Consider the following 18,065-nt stretch of genomic DNA (forward strand, 5'->3'; position numbering starts at 1 on the left):
GTTCTTCCACCTTGAACCGGGCCAGCCGGATCAAAGGTTCGTGCGAGCGTGTCATGACGCTACTCCTTCACCACCACCAAGTATCCCGGCCAGACTTGCGAATGTCGACGGAATGTCCGCCGCATCGTCTTTTGACTGGCCAAGGAACGCCTCCAACGGATCGTTGAGGGCGATTGCCCGGTCTACCGCCGGGTTCGATCCCTGGGTGTATGCCCCCAGCCGGATCAATTCCTCCATATCGGCATAAGCCGACAAAACCTTCCTCGCCTCTGCCACCAGTGGCCGCTCATCAGGTTCGAACACCTCCGGCGCCGTCCGGCTGACGGACTTCAAAACATCGATCGCCGGGTATCGTCCGCGTTCTGCAATCGCCCGGCTCATCACCACGTGACCGTCGAGAATACCGCGTACGGCGTCCGCGATCGGCTCGTTATGATCATCACCATCCACCAAAACAGTGAAAAGTCCGGTAATGGAGCCCTGTTTTCCGCCGTCCATGCGCTCAGGACCGGGCCCGGCGCGCTCAAGTAGCCGTGGCAATTCAGCAAATACGGACGGCGTATATCCGCGCGTGGTCGGCGGTTCGCCGGCCGCGAGGCCGATTTCGCGCTGAGCGAGGGCGAAACGAGTGACGGAATCCATCAGGCAGAGAACATCCATACCCTGATCGCGGAAATACTCTGACACCGACAGGGTCAGGTGCGCGGCCTGACGACGGGCCAGGGCCGGCGCATCGGACGTCTCGGTAATCACTACCGAACGCGCGCGGCCTTCCGGACCGAGAACATCCTCGACGAACTCGCGCGCCTCCCGGCCCCGCTCGCCGATCAGGCCGATGACGATGACATCGGCTTCACAGGCGCGCGCCAGCATCGACATCAAAACGGATTTACCAACACCGGAGCCGGCGAAAATACCCAAACGCTGGCCCCGCCGCATCGGCACGAAGGCATTGAGGACCCGCACGCCCATATCGAGGCGCGTACCCAAGCGTGCCCGGCCATGAGCACTCGGCGGATCGCCTTTCAGAGGATAGGGGTGAGCCCCATCCATCAGCGGCGGCCCGCTGTCGAGCGGCCGGCCGAAACCGTCCAGTACACGCCCAAGCCAGCTTCTGGAGGGGCGCACCCGCGCCGGTTCCGGCTGCAGCTTGACCTTGGCGCCCGGCCGGACGCCCTCGAGCGGCCCAAAGGGCATCATCAGCGCGGTTTCGCCGCGAAAGCCGACAATCTCGCATTCGGCCGGACCGCGGGGTGTATCGATCACGGCATGTGCGCCCAGCGACAACCCCGCCTTGGGGCCCTCGGCCTCGACCAGGAGACCATTGAGCGCTGTTACCCGGCCTTCCAGCACGCGGGCATCAGCACGTTCAATGCGATCGATGAGGGTTTGCATCATTGCCGTCAGGCACTCCTGGGAGGATCTTGGCGCGGTGCCCGGACCCGATTCTCAAACACTTTAGCGCAACGCGGTTGCTGGCGCGTAAACACCCGGCAATTGTTGCAGGGTGAAGTTTTTAAGACGCGAGCGGTTCACAAGAGCGATATCGACGCTATGTTCGGCTGCGAGCTGGAGGGGCGTTCAATCGCGCATGAAAGTTCATGCCCGCCGATTGAACCTGGCCGGGTCTGATCCGCCACATCCTCCCCAATGTATCACTCCGCGGTGCGCCCGACGACGCTGCACCGCTACAAAAGCTGACGGGAGACAGCCTATGCCGCCCGCCAAGTCCCGCACTCTCATTGCAGGTTCCAGGCCGAAGAAGAAAGCTGTCAGCCGGCAGCACAAAAGCAATCTTTACGGTCAGATCCGGGAAACAAAATTCCGCCGCTACATCCAGCATGACCTGGCGCAATACCAGGCTTATCTCGATGATGGAGGCGCTGCGATCTATTCCGCCGACGAGCTCAACGCGCTCGCCGATGCGGGTATCTCCGATCGTCTTCCGCCGCGCGCGACCGGCTATTATCTCGATCTCGCCAAGCGTTCTGAGGCCGTGCGCAATCTGATCAAGGCGCGTCCGGAAGAAACCGATGACCTGTCCGGCGAGAGCGATCCGTCCAACCAGCTCTCCTACAGCCCGATCCCGGGCCTCCTGCACAAATATGAGCTGGTCCTGCTTTACGTGGTGCGGACCTGTTCGGCCTGGTGCCGCTATTGCTACCGCTCCGACTTCCTGACCGGGAAAACGGAGAAGGACACCGCCTCGATCCATGAGATCGTCGACTACATCACCGGTCACAACAAAAAAGTCGAAACCGGCCTGACCTCACGACCGAAAATCCGCGAAGCGCTGCTGTCCGGCGGCGACCCGATGGTGCTGTCGAACCGCAATCTGTTCGATTATCTCAACGGTCTGGCCGAAGCCGGTCTTGACGTTATCCGCATCGGCACCAAGGAACTTGCCTTCTTCCCCGAACGCTTCGACGAAAACTTCTTCGCCATGCTGGACCTGTTCCACGAACTGCATCCGCAGGTCCTAGTCTCCTTCATGGTCCATTTCACCCATCCCGATGAAGTGCTGCTGCTGGATGAGGATGGCGGCTATTTCCATGACGAGCACGGCCGTCCGATGCGCAATCCGAAGGTGGCCAGGGCGGTCAGCCAGCTGCGCGCACGCTCTTTCGTCAATCTGGAGAACCAGACCCCGATCATCGACAGCGTCAATGACAGTGTCGAGGACCTGCGCCTGCTCCAGCGCGAGATGAAGCGCATCGGGATCAATAACCACTATTTCTTCCAGTGCCGCGAGATCGAAGGCCATCGCGCCTTTGCTGTTCCGGTCGAGGAAGCCTTTGCCCTGCACAGGGAGAGCCAGCACGCGCTCTCCGGCATCGAGCGCTCGCGCTTTGCCCTCTCAACCGAGGCCGGCAAGATGGAAGTCGTGGGGATGACGGATCCGCAACCGCAATTGCGCGGCCTCGCCGGACCGCTCGGCGAAGCCCTGGCGGACGGGCTGATCATATTCCGCCTGCACCGCACTCCCTACCAGGACCGGCAGGGCGATCTTGTCATTGCCCGGCGCAATCGGAACGCCTTGTGGATCAGCGGCTATGAAGACCGCATCCTGTTTGATGGCCGCAAGCAGGCCGCCAATGAGCAAATCGCTCCGCTTCTGGCCCTGATCGAACCCGAATTGGTGGCCGCCGAGTAACCATCAGCCTGTGGAAAACCGGCTATCAACGGCTCGCAACAGTTCCGTTCCGGGCCGTTTTGCTATGGAAACTGCACTTTTCCGGGGCTGATCCGACATACTTTATGCGCTTTATAATCTATAAGCGCGTCCCGATTTATCCCGAATGATCAATGACCTCCGGGCTAAACCCTGAATGGTTAACGCGGATTTCGAATCGGATGGTGTCAAGAAGGTCGGTCGGCCCTGCGATTCCGGCAGATGGTCAAGGCGCAGTTAACTTTCGTTAAGGGTTTCCGCATAGCGTCCGAATAAGGTTAATTCAGAACTGAGGCCGGGCGCAGCGAGTCGTCTGGTGATTTAAACCGGAGGCGAACCAATGCGGGTTCTTCTTATTGAAGATGATCGGGCCACGGCCCAGTCCATCGAGCTGATGCTGAAATCAGAAGGTTTCAACATCTACACCACGGACCTGGGTGAAGAAGGCGTCGATCTCGGCAAGCTGTACGATTACGATATCATCCTGCTCGACCTGAACCTGCCCGACATGCCGGGCTTCGACGTGCTCAAGACGCTGCGCGTTTCCAAGGTCGACACGCCGATCCTGATCCTCACGGGTAATGCGGACATCGACAACAAGGTGCGCGGCCTGGGCTGTGGCGCCGACGATTACATGACCAAGCCCTTCCACAAGGACGAGATGATCGCGCGCATCCACGCCATCGTTCGCCGCTCCAAGGGCCATTCCCAGTCTGTCATCCGCACCGGCGCCATCGCGGTCAATCTCGACGCCAAGACGGTCGAGGTCGAGAACCAGCGCGTGCACCTGACCGGCAAGGAATACCAGATGCTCGAGCTGCTCTCCCTGCGCAAGGGGACGACGCTCACCAAGGAAATGTTCCTCAACCACCTCTATGGTGGCATGGACGAGCCGGAACTGAAGATCATCGACGTCTTCATCTGTAAGCTCCGCAAGAAACTGGCCGCGGCCACCGATGGCGAACACCACATCGAGACGGTCTGGGGCCGTGGCTATGTGCTGCGCGACCCGGTAGAGGAAAAAGCCGCCTCCTAGAAACCGGCCTCATTTTCTGAAGAAAAGCCCGGGCTTCACGGCCCGGGCTTTTTCTTGTGCCTGATCACCTTCTTGTGGGTGACCACCGGTGAAACGGGCAAACGTGATCCGGCAGTGATAGATCGCCAAAGAAAAGCCCGCTGGCGAACCAGCGGGCCTTATCCTGTTGCGTTCGGGGCCGGCCTAGGCAGCGGCGCTGCGCTTGCCTGCAGCGCCGTCTGTGCGTCCGTAGAGACCACGACGGCCCTCAACCGGCTCAAAGTCCTTGGACAGACCGACAACCGTCTCAGCGGCGCCCATGATCAGATAGCCGTCACTCGGAGTCTGCTTGGCGAGGCGCGCAAGAACCTGCTTCTTTGTCTCGGCATCGAAATAGATCAGCACATTGCGACAGAAGACGACATCGAACGTGCCCATGGCATTGAAGCTTTCAAGCAGGTTCTGCTTCTGGAAAGTCACCATCTGGCGAATATTCGGCTTGATGCGCCACTGATCCCCGGTCTGCTCGAAATGGCGGACCAGGCGCTGAATGGCGAGACCGCGCTGAACCTCGAACTGCGAGTAAATCCCGGCCCTGGCCTTTTCCAATACCCGTGGCGCCATGTCGGTTGCCACAATCTCGACCTTGAGATTGCCCAGGCGAGCGCGCTCTTCATCGAGTAGCATGGCAAGGGAATACGGCTCCTGACCCGAGGAACATGCGGCACACCAGATACGGATCGAGCCATTGAGACCGCGGGCACGGGCCAGATTCGGCAGGATGTCCTGCTTGAACAGGTCGAACGGCGTGTTGTCGCGGAAGAAGAAGGTTTCGTGCGTTGCCAGGGCTTCCGTAATGCCCCAAAGCAGACGCTCGGAGCGATCGCGACGTACGGCGGCGATCAAAGCCTCGATGGAGGGATAACCTTCGGCCCGGGCAAGCGGAGCCAGACGGCTTTCCAGCAAATAGCCCTTGTCGGCCGACAGGACGAGGCCGGAGCGTTTGAACGCTTCCGCGGCGACGAAGGTAATGTCGTCTTGTTTGATCATTTTACATCCCACCTTTCATCCGCTGGGCGACAGCAGAGCCAATTTCCGCCAGCGGCAGTATTTCGTCAGCCAGGCCGGCCTCGGCGACTGCACCGGGCATTCCCCAGACAACACTTGTTTTTTCATCCTGGACGATCACGGTACCGCCCATATTGCGGAGGGTACGCGCGCCATCGCGCCCGTCATGCCCCATGCCCGTCAGGACAACGCCAAGCGCTGCGCCATTCGTGGCCTCGGCCACCGACTGAAACAGCGGATCGACGGCGGGACGGCAGAAATTGATCGGTGGCGACTGATCAAGCACAGCATAGAAACCGCCGGCATCCTTGCGCACCGTCATATGAAAATCGCCAGGGGCGATATACAGGGTGCCCGGAGCCAGACGCTCCTTGTCGGTCGCTTCCTTGCACTGAATCTTGCCCGCCTTGGTCAGGTGCTCACCCAGGATCTTGGTGAACAGCGCCGGCATGTGCTGCGCCAGCACCAGCGGCACACGCGCATCGCCAGGGATTTTCTCGATCACATCGCGCAGGGCCTGCGGACCACCCGTGGACGAGCCAATGGCAATAATCTCGGGCTTGCCCCGCATCCGGGCGACTGGGCCGCGCCCCGCCGGCGCTTGCGTCAGGGGACGACGCACAGCCGGTGCAGCCGGGGCGGCGGGCGTGGAGCTCGGACGCAGAGTGCGGGCCACTGGCGGAGCCGGCCGGATGTCCCGTGAAGACGGGACAGGCGGGATCGGCCGCGGCGCGAGCGCCTTGAGCTTGCCCAGAAGCGACTGACGAAATTCCTCGGCACCGGCCAGACGGCCAGCCTGCGGTTTCGGCGTGTAATCCGCTGCCCCCATCGACAGCGCACGGATGGTCACTTCACCGCCGCGACGCGTCAACGTGGAGGCCATAACGATCTTACAGCCCGGCACCGCCTTGAGCAGTAATGGCAAGGCCGCGAGACCGTCCATTTTCGGCATCTCGACATCGAGCACGATCAAATCGGGCTTGAGTTCCGTGGCCTTCGCCAGGCCCTGCTCGCCATCGACGGCAGAGCCCACAAGGGCAAGATCTTTGTCTTCCTCGACCCAGCGCGTCATGAGTCCGCGCGCTACGGCACTGTCATCAATGACAAGGACCCGGGCTATGGATTGGCTGGCCGCAGATGAAGAGGCGAGTCCTGACATGGTCGCCCCCTTACGAAGCCCGCAACAGACCTGTCTGTTGGAATTTCGATTCGATAATGTCGCCGTCGAACGGCTTCATCACATATTCGTCCGCACCGGCGCGGAGCGCTTCGGTGATGTGGGACATGTCATTCTCGGTCGTGCAAAACACAACGACCGGCCGATCGCCATTTTCCTCGCGCCGCAGCGCCTTGACGAAATCGAGCCCGTTCATGACCGGCATATTCCAGTCCAGCAGGACCGCGTCGGGCATCTGCTTGCGGCAGGCTTCCAGGGCCTCGGCCCCGTCTGCCGCCTCGACACAGCCGAATTCGAGCTCTTCGATAATCTTCCGCGCGACTTTTCGGATGACGCGGGAATCGTCAACAACCAAACAGGTTTTCATCCACTCAACTCCCCTAGGCCGCTTCGTGTCCTGCCGTGCTACCGATCACGGCGGAGACGTCCAGAACGGCCAATAGTTCCTTCTCCAGTCGGTGCACGCCGGTCACCATGGAACGCCAGTTGGCGTCGACATGTGCAGGAACCGGTTCCAGTTCTGCACGCGGGCGGCGAAGCACTTCACCGACACTGTCCACGATTAATCCAAAGATTTCGCTACCACGCTCGACACCAAGTGCCATTCCCGTCTCATCGGCAGAACGCTGCGGCAGTCCAAGGCGCGTCCGGGCGTCGATTGCGGTGACGATACGGCCGCGCAGGTTGAGAAGACCGGCCACTTCTGACGGAGAGCGCGGTACGGAGGTCACCGATTGCGGCGTGAAGACTTCACGGATCGCATTGACCGGGGCGCCGAACAACTGGTCGCCGATACGCACGGAGACGTATTCGTTGATTTCTTCGGTACCGAGCTCGGAACTATCGTTGCTCATGCCGCTTTCTCCTCTTGAGAAACTTCGTCGAGTGTTGCGATCAGGGCGCTGCGGTCAGACCGCGGCAATACGGCGGTGAGACCCTCAGCCTGCGTGTCTTCCGGCCAGTCGGTCACAGCAATGGTCGGCAGATCCGGCCAGTAGCCCTGGCTGCGAATACGGTCGAGCGCAGCCGGGTCACCAACCAGCGCATCAAATTGCTCTTCGGCTTCGGCGATACGCTGCACTTCGTGCACGCCGCCAGCCGGAGTGACGTCATAACCGGCTGCAGCCAGCAGAGGCGCGATCATGCGGCGGGTAAAGGCGTCGGCATCGACCAGCAGCAGGCGACGGCGGCGCTGCGACGTGCGGCGCTGGACATCACCGGCGCGCGATTGATCGAGATACCATGCGATATCAACGACATCGGTCGCCCTGCCCTTGATGATGGCGGAACCGATGACGCCCTGGCGATCGGAACCCATCTGCAGATCGACGCGCTCTTCGACCACATCGACAATCTCGTCGACCGCGAGGCCGATGGAGGTGTGGTTCTCCGAGAACACCAGGATCGGCTGACGTTGGCCTTCGGTGCACTGAACCTGTGCGCCCATCGGCACGATCGGCATGAGGCGGCCGCGATACTGAACCACATCGCGGTCGTTGGTACGCTCGATGGTCGCCGGGTCGAATTCTTCCAGGCGAGTAACCAGCGAGAGCGGAACCGCCTTGGGTTCCTCGCCGCCAGCGCGAACCAGAAGCAGGCGTTGGGTTTCTTGCACTTCGCTCACCGTCGCGGCTGCAGCCTCGGTGGTGGCTTCATCATCCATGGTGGAGATGATCTCACCGGCCAGGCCGTTCGGATCCAGGATCATGATCACCGAGCCATCGCCGAGGATGGTGGCGCCGGAATAGGCCTGCACGCCGCGCAGGCTTTCCGAGAGCGGCTTGACCACGATTTCCTCGGTGTCGAGGACATTGTCGACCACCAGGCCGACATTGCGGCCGCCGGCGTCGAGAACGACGACAAAGGCTGCGGTTTCCTCGGTATTGAGGCGATCGCCGACGCCGAGCACTTCGTGCAGGTCGACAATCGGCATGAGACGGTCACGCAGGCGCATGACACGGGCCTCGTTGAGGGTCTCAACGGAATGCTCGGACCCGGCACCGACGCGGACCAGCTCGCGAACCGCCAACTGCGGAATGGCGAAACGCTGATCCTGGCAACCGATGATCAGGGCCGACACGATGGCCAAAGTGAGCGGGATCTTGATCGAGAAATGCGTGCCGCGACCGGCCGTCGAGGACACGTCGACGACACCGCCGATCTGCTCGATATTGGTGCGCACCACATCCATGCCGACACCGCGGCCGGACAGGTTGGTGACTTTCGCTGCCGTCGAGAAGCCCGGAGCGAAGATGAAACGGTGGATCTGCTGCTCGGTCATGCGCGCGACTTCGTCGGACGTCGTCAAACCCTTTTCGATCGCCTTGTCGGCAATCCGCTTGGTGTCGAGTCCCTTACCGTCATCGGCAATCGAGATGATGATGTGACCGCCTTCATGATAGGCGGAGAGCTTGATCGTGCCCTTCTCCGGCTTGCCCGCCTTGACGCGGTCTTCCGGCATTTCCAGGCCGTGGTCGGCGGAGTTGCGCACCATGTGGGTGAGCGGATCCTTGATGAGCTCGAGGACCTGACGGTCAAGCTCGGTCTCATTGCCGTCCATCAAGAGTTCGATCTTCTTGCCGACCTCATTGGACACGTCACGGACGATCCGCGGCAGCTTGCGCCACGCATCACCGATCGGCTGCATCCGAGTCTTCATGACGCCGTCCTGCAGCTCGCCGGTCACAGCGGACAGGCGTTGCAGCGGACCCTTGATCTCGTCGTCTTCAATACCGCGAACGGTCTGCATCAACTGGTTACGGGTCAGCACCAGCTCGGAAACCGTGGTCATCAGCGCTTCAAGCACGTCGACGCCGACGCGAACCGTCTGCTGCACGCGCGGACCACCCTCACTGCCGGCAGTGGCATAATTGCCGGACAGCTCGGCCACAGCGGTCTGCAGCGCTTCCTCAGCGCTCATGTCTTCAGTGATAATGCTCGGTGGCGCCATGCCCGGGTCCGGCTCGGCGGACGCGAAGGCCGCTTCCAGCTCGGCGGTGGACACCTCGCCGGGACGGATCTCGCGGCCCAGCTCCGGATCGAAATCCCCGACGCCAAGCGGGGATGTCGCTTCCGGTTCCGGCGCGACCTCGGCTGCGGCCGGCTCGATGCCTTCCACTTCAGTATTCTGGAATGCGGCTTCCAGGTCTGCCAGAGACACCTCACCTGGGCGCAGCTCGCGGCCCAGATCAGCGTCAAAACCTTCAGGAACTTCCGGTTCAGCCGGCGCTTCCGGCTCGGTCGGTTCCTGGGCGACACCCATCGCGGCGTCTTCCAGGCGCTTGATCAGCGTCTTGTCGTCGCCTGCAGGCTCGACACCGGTATTTTCCAGCGCGGCGAGCAACACCTTGATCTGGTCGATCGACTCAAGAACCAGCGTCACCATCGGCGGTGTGACTTTCAGCTCACCGTCGCGGAACTTGCCCAGCAGGGTTTCACCCGCATGAGCGACCGCTTCCAGGCGCGGCAGGCCGAGGAAGCCACACGTGCCTTTTACGGTGTGCAGAAGGCGGAAGATGTTGTCGAGAATGGCCCGATCATCCGGATTATTCTCAAACCGCACCAGTTCGGAGTCGATGACGTCCAGGCTTTCCGCAGTCTCGGTCAGAAACTCGCTGATAAGATCGTCCATGGCAGGTCCCGTCATTATGGCGTGTGCACCCATTGGTGCTTAATCGGCCACGAACCTGACATGCGCTTGGTTAACGGACTGTTGGCTCAACGAAACCAAACACTCCGCTTTCAGTTATCAGATATGAAAGGGCTTGGATTAGCCAATCATACCGGCCGGAGCCTCGACCAGAGCCGCAAATTCAACGCGCTCCTCATCGACCCGGCCACTGACCCGGCCACCCGCTGTACGGGCGATCAGACCGGTATAAAACGGCTGGATAGACCGACCATCCAGACCATTTTCGGGAATGCCGCCGTCGAGGGCGACACCGGCCGCTTCTTCCAGACGCGCGCGCGGACCTTCAGAGACCACGCGGATGCGGGAATTGCCGCCATTATCGGTCGCCTCAATGGTCACCGTGCCACCGCGCGGCGCCGCATCAACGCCCATGATGGCGAGGTTGAGAAGCAGGCGTGCGGAGGTCTTCTCCAGCCCGGCCGCCTCGACCTTCCACACGATCTGCGGCTTGACCGCCGAGAACATCGCCTCGGTCAGGCGCTGCAATTCGCGCGTATCCAGCATGGCCGGCGCCGAACCGCCCGCACCAAAGGCGAGACGGGAAAACTCCAGCTTGGCCTGGGCCTGCCGTGCACTTTCGCGCACCAGCTCCATGGCGTCGTCATGCATGTCCGAGGAATCTTGATCATCGAGCACACTCAGCGCCGCACCGAGCGCGGACACCGGGCTGACGAGATCGTGGCACAGGCGCGCGCAAAGCAGAGCGGCGAGTTGGTCGGAGGCCAGTTCGGCGGGAAGTTCAGCTGTCATGGCGCTAGCGATACACGATTCTTGAACGCGAGAGCGCGTTTTGACACCTGCATAGGAAATTCCGGCGTGGAAAGGACTTGGCAACCGGATCAGCACAGGACATGATTCGGGACGGGTCGGGGGGCCGTCTTGCACCGTAACGCGCTGGCAATGCGAAACGGTGCGGTACTTGCTAGAGCCAGAGTGTCTGCTTTATGCGAGTGATTGCCGAAACAGACGTGTCCGAACGAGACTGACCGGAGTATCGACCAAGCGATGTCAGGATTTGATGTTACCCGAGCGGACAAGCACCGCGCCCGTGGCCTTGTCGCCTTTGCCAGCCTGAGCCTGTCAACGGCCCTGCTTTTTGCGCTCCTGTCGACCCAGAACAGTTCCAGTGAAGCCGCCAGCCTCGAGGTAGCCGAGCCCATCGTCGCGACCGCCGCACTGGGCGCGACCGGTGCTGCCGATATGGCCGAGACGGCGATCGAGACCACGCTGACCAGCACGTCACCGTCGGAACCGGAATTGGAGCGCTCCACCGCCCCGGCCGCCAGCACGCTGTTCAACCAGCATTTTGTCTATGCGCCCGTGACCGATATGTCGCGCCTCGATGCGGCCGCTTTCCGCGATTGCTCCAGCTGTGCCAGCATCGTCCAGGTGGAAGCCCGCGTGCCCCGCGGCGGAACGCTGGCCGGCGTACTGGACGATGCCGGCGTCGGCAATGTCGAGGCGGCCCGCGCCATCTCCGCCCTGGGCAATGTCTTCAACCTGCGGCAGCTGCGCGCCGGTCAACGCATTAATCTCTATCTTGAGACCCGCTCCGATGAGAGCCGCGAGGTCGCCCTGAACGGTCTCTCCTTCCGCCCCGATGTCGACCGTGCCATTACCGTCGCCCGCACCTTCGGCGACGGTTTCCGCGCCCGCGAGACGATTGCCGAGTTCGACGTCGAAATGGCCCGGGCCTCCGGTACGATTTCGACCTCTCTCTATGTCGACGCGCTCGACGCCGGCGCCACCGACCGCGTGGTGGTCGAGCTGGCCGGTGTCCTCGCCTATGCCATCGACTTCCAGCGTTCCATCCGTGAAGGCGATGAGTTCGATATCCTGTTCGAACGCCATATTGATGAAGACGGCAATACCGCCCGCACGGGCGACATTCTCTATGCCCGCTATGCCGGCCGCGGCGAGCCCAAGGAATTCTTCCGCTATGAAACGGAAGACGGGATTATCGGCTATTATTCCGGCGATGGCGCCAGCGCTCAGCGTCTTCTGATGCTGACCCCGATCAATGGCGCGCGCCTGTCCTCCCATTTCGGCCGCCGCCGCCACCCGATCCTGGGCTATACCCGCAATCATAACGGCACCGATTTCGCCGCCCCGACCGGCACACCGATCTTCGCCGCTGGTAATGGTGTGGTCCTGCGCGCCAACCGGTTCGGAAGTTTCGGCAATTATATCCGCCTGCGTCACCCCAATGGCTATGAGACGGCCTATGCCCACCTCAACGGCTTTGCCCGCGGCATCCGCTCGGGCACGCGTGTGACCCAGGGCCAGGTGATCGGCTATGTCGGCACCACCGGCCGCTCCACCGGCCCGCACCTGCATTATGAAGTCCACCATAATGGCAGCCCGGTGAACCCGATGACGCTGGACCTCCCGACCGGCCGCCAGCTCAATGCGGACGAGATCCCGCTGTTTGAAGCCGAACGCGACCGCATCCTGGCAATCCGTGACGGCGCCGTCGACGCCCGCTCCGGCGAAGCCCCGGTCATGGCGGACGCCTCAAACGGCGGCGCGCAATAGTCACCCGCGACATCTCACACAAAACCGGGCTCCCCCGCGGGCGGGGGAGCTGGGCTTGAGCCCACCAGGGGCTCAAGGTCTGAGGGGGGAAGCGCAACACAAAGCGCCCCATTGATCTTTCACGCCCCGATCCCTAAATAGACGCCCGGCCCCGGACTGCCTGCCGCTCGCACACCGAATAGGTGATGGTGAAAGCCCGGTGATACATCCTTCTCTCATCGCGACAGCGACATGCGGAGATGATGGCAAGGCGAGCCCCGTCACGAAGACCTGCATGCCCTGTAACGCATGAGGAAGACGATGTCTGAAACCCTATCCCTGCCTGATCGCGCCACGGCGAAAGCCCTGGCCAAACGCCTGCGCCAATCCCTGGTCGCGGAAGGCAATTTCGTCAGCCATGGCGAGGCGCTCGAGCTGACCGCGAAACAGTTCGGCTATCGCGACTGGAACACGCTCAGCGCCAAGCTGGACAATCCCGCCCCGCGCCCGCTCAATGTCGGCGCCCGCATCACCGGCCGATATCTCGGCCACGCCTTCACCGGCACATTGCTCGGCCTTCAGATGATGAAGGGTGAACGCCGCCAGGTCGTGATCGAGTTCGACCAGCCGATCGATGTGGTCGCCTCGGAACACTTCTCCTCCCACCGGCGCCGGGTTTCCGGCGTCTTGGAACGCAATGGCGCCAGCTGGGACAAGACCAGTGATGGCCAGCCCGTACTGGAGCTGGATTTGTAAGAGAAAGGGGCCGGTTTTCACCGGCCCCTTTTTGCTGCGCCTTGAAAGACGGGTTTAATTCACCACCACGCTCTCAGGCCGTTTCTCGCCCACGGCCATGCCATTGATGACCAGCACGCCGGCCTCGGCTGTGACGCGAATTTCGTCGCCATCCTTGATCGAGCCTTCCAGCAGCAGGCGGGCCAGCGGGTCCTGGACCTCCTTCTGGATCACGCGCTTCAGGGGGCGCGCACCATAGGCCGGGTCGAAGCCCTTGGTGGCGAGCCAGTCGCGGGCGGCCTGGTCGAGATCGATCGTCATGCGGCGACCTTCCAGCAGGCCGGCGAGGCGACCGAGCTGAATGTCGACGATGGCGCCCATATGCTCCGGCTTGAGCTTGGAGAAGAGGATGGTCTCGTCGATCCGGTTGAGGAATTCCGGACGGAAGTGACCGCGTACCACCGCCATCACCCCGTCGCGGGCCTCATTCACATCATCGACCAATTGCAGATGCTCGGATCCGAGATTTGAGGTCATGATGATGATCGTATTGCGGAAATCGACCGTGCGCCCCTGCCCATCCGTAAGACGGCCATCATCGAGCACTTGCAGGAGCACGTTGAAGACGTCGGCATGGGCTTTCTCGACCTCGTCGAGCAGCACGACCTGGTAGGGCCGGCGGCGCACCGCTTCGGTCAGCGCCCCGCCCTCCTCATAACCGACATAGCCCGGAGGCGCGCCGATCATGCGGGCAACGGAGTGTTTCTCCATATATTCCGACATATCCAGCCGGCTCACCGCCGTCTCGTCGTCGAACAGGAATTCCGCCAGCGCCTTGGTCAGCTCGGTCTTGCCGACACCGGTGGGCCCCAGGAAGAGGAAGGAGCCGATCGGGCGGTTGGGGTCTTTCAGACCGGCACGGGCCCGGCGAACCGCATCGGAAACGGCGACCAGAGCCTCGCTCTGCCCGACCACACGGCCACGCAGCGCGTCTTCCATGCGCAGGAGTTTTTCGCGTTCGCCCTCGAGCATTTTATCAACCGGAACCCCGGTCCAGCGCGAGACGACATGGGCGATCTGCTCATCGTCGACGACTTCCTGCACCATGGAGTCGGCGTCACCCTGGCTCTCGGCCTCGACGAGCTTGCGCTCCAGCTCCGGCAATTGGCCGTATTTCAGCTCGGAGGCCCGGGCGAGATCGCCGCGGCGTTCCGCGTCGAGCAATTCCTGACGCACCCGGTCGAGGCTTTCCTTGATCGTTGTGGCGGAGGCCAGCTTGTCCTTCTCGGCCCGCCAGGCGGCGGTCAGTTCGGCCGAACGGCTTTCCAGCTCCGCGATTTCCTTGCTGAGATTGTCCAGCCGCTCCTTCGAGGCGTCGTCGCTTTCCTTCTTCAACGCTTCCGCCTCGATCTTGAGCTGGATGGCGCGACGATCGATCTCGTCGAGCTCTTCCGGCTTGCTGTCGACCTGCATGCGCAGGCGCGAAGCAGCCTCGTCCATCAAATCGATGGCCTTGTCCGGCAGGAAACGATCGGTGATGTAGCGATTGGAAAGGTTGGCCGCCGAAACAATGGCGCTGTCGGCAATGCGCACGCCGTGGTGCACCTCATACTTTTCCTTCAGCCCGCGCAGGATGGAGACCGTGTCCTCAATGGTCGGTTCTTCCACCATGACCGGCTGAAAGCGGCGCGCCAGGGCGGCGTCTTTCTCGACATGCTTGCGATACTCGTCCAGCGTCGTGGCGCCCACACAGTGCAGCTCGCCACGCGCCAGGGCGGGTTTGAGCAAGTTGGAGGCATCCATGGCGCCATCGGTCTTGCCGGCGCCGACGAGGGTATGCATCTCGTCAATGAAGAGGACGATCTCGCCATTGGCGCTTTCCACCTCGCCGAGCACGGCCTTGAGGCGTTCCTCGAATTCACCGCGATATTTCGCACCGGCGATCAGCGCGCCCATATCGAGGGCGAGCAGGCGCTTGTCCTTGAGGCTTTCGGGGACATCACCATTGACGATGCGCAGGGCCAGGCCTTCGGCAATAGCGGTCTTGCCGACTCCCGGCTCACCGATCAGGACCGGGTTATTCTTGGTCCGGCGCGAGAGCACCTGGATGGCGCGGCGGATTTCCTCGTCGCGGCCGATGACCGGGTCGAGCTTGCCTTCGCGCGCAACCTCGGTGAGGTCGCGGGCATATTTCTTCAGCGCTTCATAGCTGTCTTCCGCCGATTGGCTGTCCGCGGTCCGGCCGGCGCGCAGATCATTGACGGCGGAGTTGAGCGCCTGCGGCGTTACGCCGGAGGCCTTGAGCGCGTCAAACGCCTTGTTGTCGGGGGTCAGGCTCAACGCCTGCAGCATGCGTTCCGCCGAGACGAATTGATCGCCGGCTTTCTTGGCGGCTTCTTCGGCGGCCTGGAATACGCGCGCGGTAGCGGGGGCGAGGTAGAGCTTGCCCTCACCACCCTCGACCTTTGGCAGGGCGGCGAGCGCCTGGTCGACAGCATCGCTGACCTGGCGGATACGCCCGCCCGCGGCCTGGATCAGATTGCTGGACAGGCCCGTCTCATCGTCGAGCAGGGCACGCAGTAGGTGTTCCGGGGCAAATTGCTGATGGCTCGACTTCAGCGCCAGCCCCTGGGCCGCCTGCACAATGGTGCGAGCACGGTCGGTATAGGTCTCAAAATCCATATCGATCTCCCATTAATGGCGAGACTTGAGCGACTGGCCGCCTTGAACAAGCACGGTGCGCCGCCTTCATGAGCCATGTAGGTGTGGCGAAGAGGCCACACAAGAGGTCGAGGAAAGCAAATTCCGCGACAATTTCGCACCATGCCTTGCAGGCATGAAAAAACCCGCATGGTGGCTACCACGCGGGTCTTTCAAATTACCTGCCAAACGGGCTCAGGCCGCTTCGCTTTCCGAATCGGAGCCTTCCGAAGGCGCATCATCACCACTCTCGGCAGATGCTTCAGCGGTACCCTCATCGCTGGACTGGCGCGTACGACGCGGGCGGCGTGTACGGCGACGCGGAGCGCCGTCTTCGCCATCACCGGCCTCGGCGTCGGTGGTTTCACCATCGGAAGAGGCTTCGCCCTCCGGTGTCACCACACCGAGCGGATCGGCGTTTTCCTCGGATGCATTATCGGCTTGCGGCGCGTCACCGCCACGGCGGCGGTTACGGCCACGGCCGCGGCCACGGTCTTCGCGCTGCGGCTGATCATTATCGCCATCCTCGCCCAGGGCTTCGGTATTCTCACCGCCGTCTTCGGCATCGAGATCACGCTTGGGCTGGTTGGCCTGGACGATGCGGTAATAATGCTCGGCGTGCTGATACAGGTTTTCTGCCCGCACCCGGTCCCCCGATGACGTCGCATCGCGCGCCAGGGTCAGGTATTTTTCGTAGATCTGAGAGGCATTGCCACGGATTTTCACCTCCGGGCCATTGCTTTCGTAAGAACGGTTTGCGGGATTACCCGGTTTGCGACCTCGACCGCGCTGACGCTTCATCTCGTCTTCCCTGTGTCCAGCCTGTGTCCAGCTTTCCCGGCTCGCGGACAATCTCCCGCGGCCTCGCTGCCAATGTGCAGATACTCATCTTTGCGCCCTGCGCACTGGAGGTGTGAATTGGCCGGATCAATCAGGTGGCCTATCCGGCCGCGCTCATCCCCAGAGTAGCGCGATCCACCTGATAGGCGGAACCTAGACCGAGACCCCCGGCTTTCCAAGTCCTTTTAGCCGTTTGTGCCCGCCACTGCGCCATAAACGACACGGTCATGCCCGGCCAGATCCCGTTTCACGCCGACATCGTCCAAACCCGCCTGTTCGAAGAGGGCCGTCACATCGGCGCCCTGGTCAAAGCCGATCTCCACCGCCACCAGTCCACAAGGCCGGACCACCCGGACCGCGTCGATCAAGAGGCTGCGGTAATCGCGCAAACCATCCTCACCGCCATCGAGCGCCTGGCGGGGCTCGAAGCGGCGCACTTCCGGCTCCAGACCGCGCCAGACATCGGTGCGGATATAGGGCGGGTTGGAGACCAGGATGTCGACGCTGTTTGCGGCCAGCGAAGCGCCCCAGCTGCCCTCGACAAAGCGGGCCCGGTCATCAAGCCCGCAGCGCCGAGCATTCTGCCGGGCGATCTCGAGCGCGGCCGGGCTGAGATCAACGCCAATCCCGGACCAGTCGCTCCGCTCGCTGAGCAAGGACAACAGTATCGCCCCCGAACCCGTGCCGAGATCGACCAGATCGGCCACCCCGGGCGCACACTTTTCCAACACCAACTCCACCAGAGTCTCGGTGTCGGCCCGCGGGGTCAGCACATCTTCGGTGACGAGGAGATCCAGCGTCCAGAAGGGCTGGCTGCCCAGTATTTGCGACACGGGGCGGCGTTCAAGACGCTGCCAGGCCAGGTCGGCAAGCCCGCTCATCTGCTGCCAGGAAAACAGCGCCGGATCGGCGACGGCATCAGCATAGCTGGACGGAGCCAGCACATGCGCCAGCAGAAAGCGCGCATCGCTCTCCGCCTCACCAATCCCTGCCACGCTCAGTCGCTGGATCAGATCCGCACGGATCTGCGGCAGGGACAGGGAGGCCCAGGCATCCCGTAAGGGCTTGGACGCACTGGCCTCAAACACCGTGCGGGCATCACTGACCATTTTGTCGAACGGGTCGGACATGGGGGCGGTATAGCGGAGCCGAG

Annotated in this window: 14 protein-coding genes; 4 read left to right on the forward strand and 10 right to left on the reverse strand. The window is 62.3% G+C overall.

What is annotated here, in order from left to right; genetic code table 11:
- Positions 1-51: 51 nt before the first annotated feature.
- Positions 52-1,395 carry a flagellar protein export ATPase FliI gene (fliI, locus tag Q1V51_RS05040; protein ID WP_366522709.1) on the reverse strand — a complete coding sequence of 448 codons (1,344 nt, stop codon included), beginning with the start codon at positions 1,393-1,395 and terminating at the stop codon, positions 52-54.
- Between the two features lie 319 nt (positions 1,396-1,714).
- Between fliI and Q1V51_RS05045 the strand changes: the two genes are divergently transcribed.
- Both Q1V51_RS05045 and ctrA read left to right on the forward strand, forming a co-directional pair.
- Positions 1,715-3,154, forward strand: a complete 1,440-nt coding sequence (locus tag Q1V51_RS05045; protein WP_300553714.1) for a hypothetical protein — start codon at positions 1,715-1,717, stop codon at positions 3,152-3,154.
- Between the two features lie 358 nt (positions 3,155-3,512).
- Positions 3,513-4,208 carry a response regulator transcription factor CtrA gene (gene ctrA / locus Q1V51_RS05050; protein WP_300553716.1) on the forward strand — a complete coding sequence of 232 codons (696 nt, stop codon included), beginning with the start codon at positions 3,513-3,515 and terminating at the stop codon, positions 4,206-4,208.
- A 183-nt stretch (positions 4,209-4,391) separates the two neighbouring features.
- Here ctrA and Q1V51_RS05055 read toward each other — a convergent pair whose 3' ends face one another.
- From Q1V51_RS05055 to chpT, 6 genes are all read right to left on the reverse strand, one after another.
- Positions 4,392-5,237, reverse strand: coding sequence for a protein-glutamate O-methyltransferase CheR (locus tag Q1V51_RS05055; RefSeq protein ID WP_300553718.1), 846 nt, complete (start codon positions 5,235-5,237; stop codon positions 4,392-4,394).
- Position 5,238: 1 nt separating this feature from the next.
- Positions 5,239-6,414: a chemotaxis response regulator protein-glutamate methylesterase gene (locus tag Q1V51_RS05060; protein ID WP_300553721.1), complete on the reverse strand. Its 1,176-nt coding sequence runs from the start codon at positions 6,412-6,414 to the stop codon at positions 5,239-5,241.
- 10 nt (positions 6,415-6,424) lie between these two features.
- Positions 6,425-6,799: a response regulator gene (locus tag Q1V51_RS05065; protein WP_300553723.1), complete on the reverse strand. Its 375-nt coding sequence runs from the start codon at positions 6,797-6,799 to the stop codon at positions 6,425-6,427.
- A gap of 13 nt (positions 6,800-6,812) precedes the next feature.
- A complete protein-coding gene (locus Q1V51_RS05070) occupies positions 6,813-7,286 on the reverse strand; it encodes a chemotaxis protein CheW (protein WP_300553726.1) in 474 nt (157 codons plus the stop codon).
- The gene (locus tag Q1V51_RS05075) at positions 7,283-10,063 is read right to left on the reverse strand and encodes a chemotaxis protein CheA (RefSeq protein WP_300553728.1); all 2,781 of its coding nucleotides are present in this window, start codon (positions 10,061-10,063) and stop codon (positions 7,283-7,285) included. The genes Q1V51_RS05070 and Q1V51_RS05075 overlap by 4 nt, the downstream gene beginning before the upstream one ends.
- A gap of 138 nt (positions 10,064-10,201) precedes the next feature.
- Positions 10,202-10,873 carry a histidine phosphotransferase ChpT gene (gene chpT / locus Q1V51_RS05080; protein ID WP_300553730.1) on the reverse strand — a complete coding sequence of 224 codons (672 nt, stop codon included), beginning with the start codon at positions 10,871-10,873 and terminating at the stop codon, positions 10,202-10,204.
- Between the two features lie 255 nt (positions 10,874-11,128).
- Here chpT and Q1V51_RS05085 point away from each other — a divergent pair, with 255 nt between their 5' ends.
- Together Q1V51_RS05085 and Q1V51_RS05090 are read left to right on the forward strand one after the other, a co-directional pair.
- Positions 11,129-12,658 carry a peptidoglycan DD-metalloendopeptidase family protein gene (locus Q1V51_RS05085; RefSeq protein ID WP_300553733.1) on the forward strand — a complete coding sequence of 510 codons (1,530 nt, stop codon included), beginning with the start codon at positions 11,129-11,131 and terminating at the stop codon, positions 12,656-12,658.
- A 300-nt stretch (positions 12,659-12,958) separates the two neighbouring features.
- Positions 12,959-13,393, forward strand: a complete 435-nt coding sequence (locus Q1V51_RS05090; RefSeq protein ID WP_300553736.1) for a glyoxalase superfamily protein — start codon at positions 12,959-12,961, stop codon at positions 13,391-13,393.
- A gap of 54 nt (positions 13,394-13,447) precedes the next feature.
- On the opposite strand, the gene clpB is transcribed toward Q1V51_RS05090, so the two are convergent.
- The 3 genes from clpB to prmC form a co-directional block, all read right to left on the reverse strand.
- Positions 13,448-16,054: an ATP-dependent chaperone ClpB gene (gene clpB / locus Q1V51_RS05095; protein WP_300553739.1), complete on the reverse strand. Its 2,607-nt coding sequence runs from the start codon at positions 16,052-16,054 to the stop codon at positions 13,448-13,450.
- 213 nt (positions 16,055-16,267) lie between these two features.
- Complete coding sequence (locus Q1V51_RS05100) at positions 16,268-16,873, reverse strand: DUF4167 domain-containing protein (protein ID WP_300553741.1); 606 nt, start codon at positions 16,871-16,873, stop codon at positions 16,268-16,270.
- A 224-nt stretch (positions 16,874-17,097) separates the two neighbouring features.
- Complete coding sequence (prmC, locus tag Q1V51_RS05105) at positions 17,098-18,042, reverse strand: peptide chain release factor N(5)-glutamine methyltransferase (protein ID WP_300553743.1); 945 nt, start codon at positions 18,040-18,042, stop codon at positions 17,098-17,100.
- Between the last annotated feature and the right edge of the window lie 23 nt (positions 18,043-18,065).

The organism is Maricaulis sp. (assembly GCF_030149235.1).
GTDB lineage: Bacteria > Pseudomonadota > Alphaproteobacteria > Caulobacterales > Maricaulaceae > Maricaulis.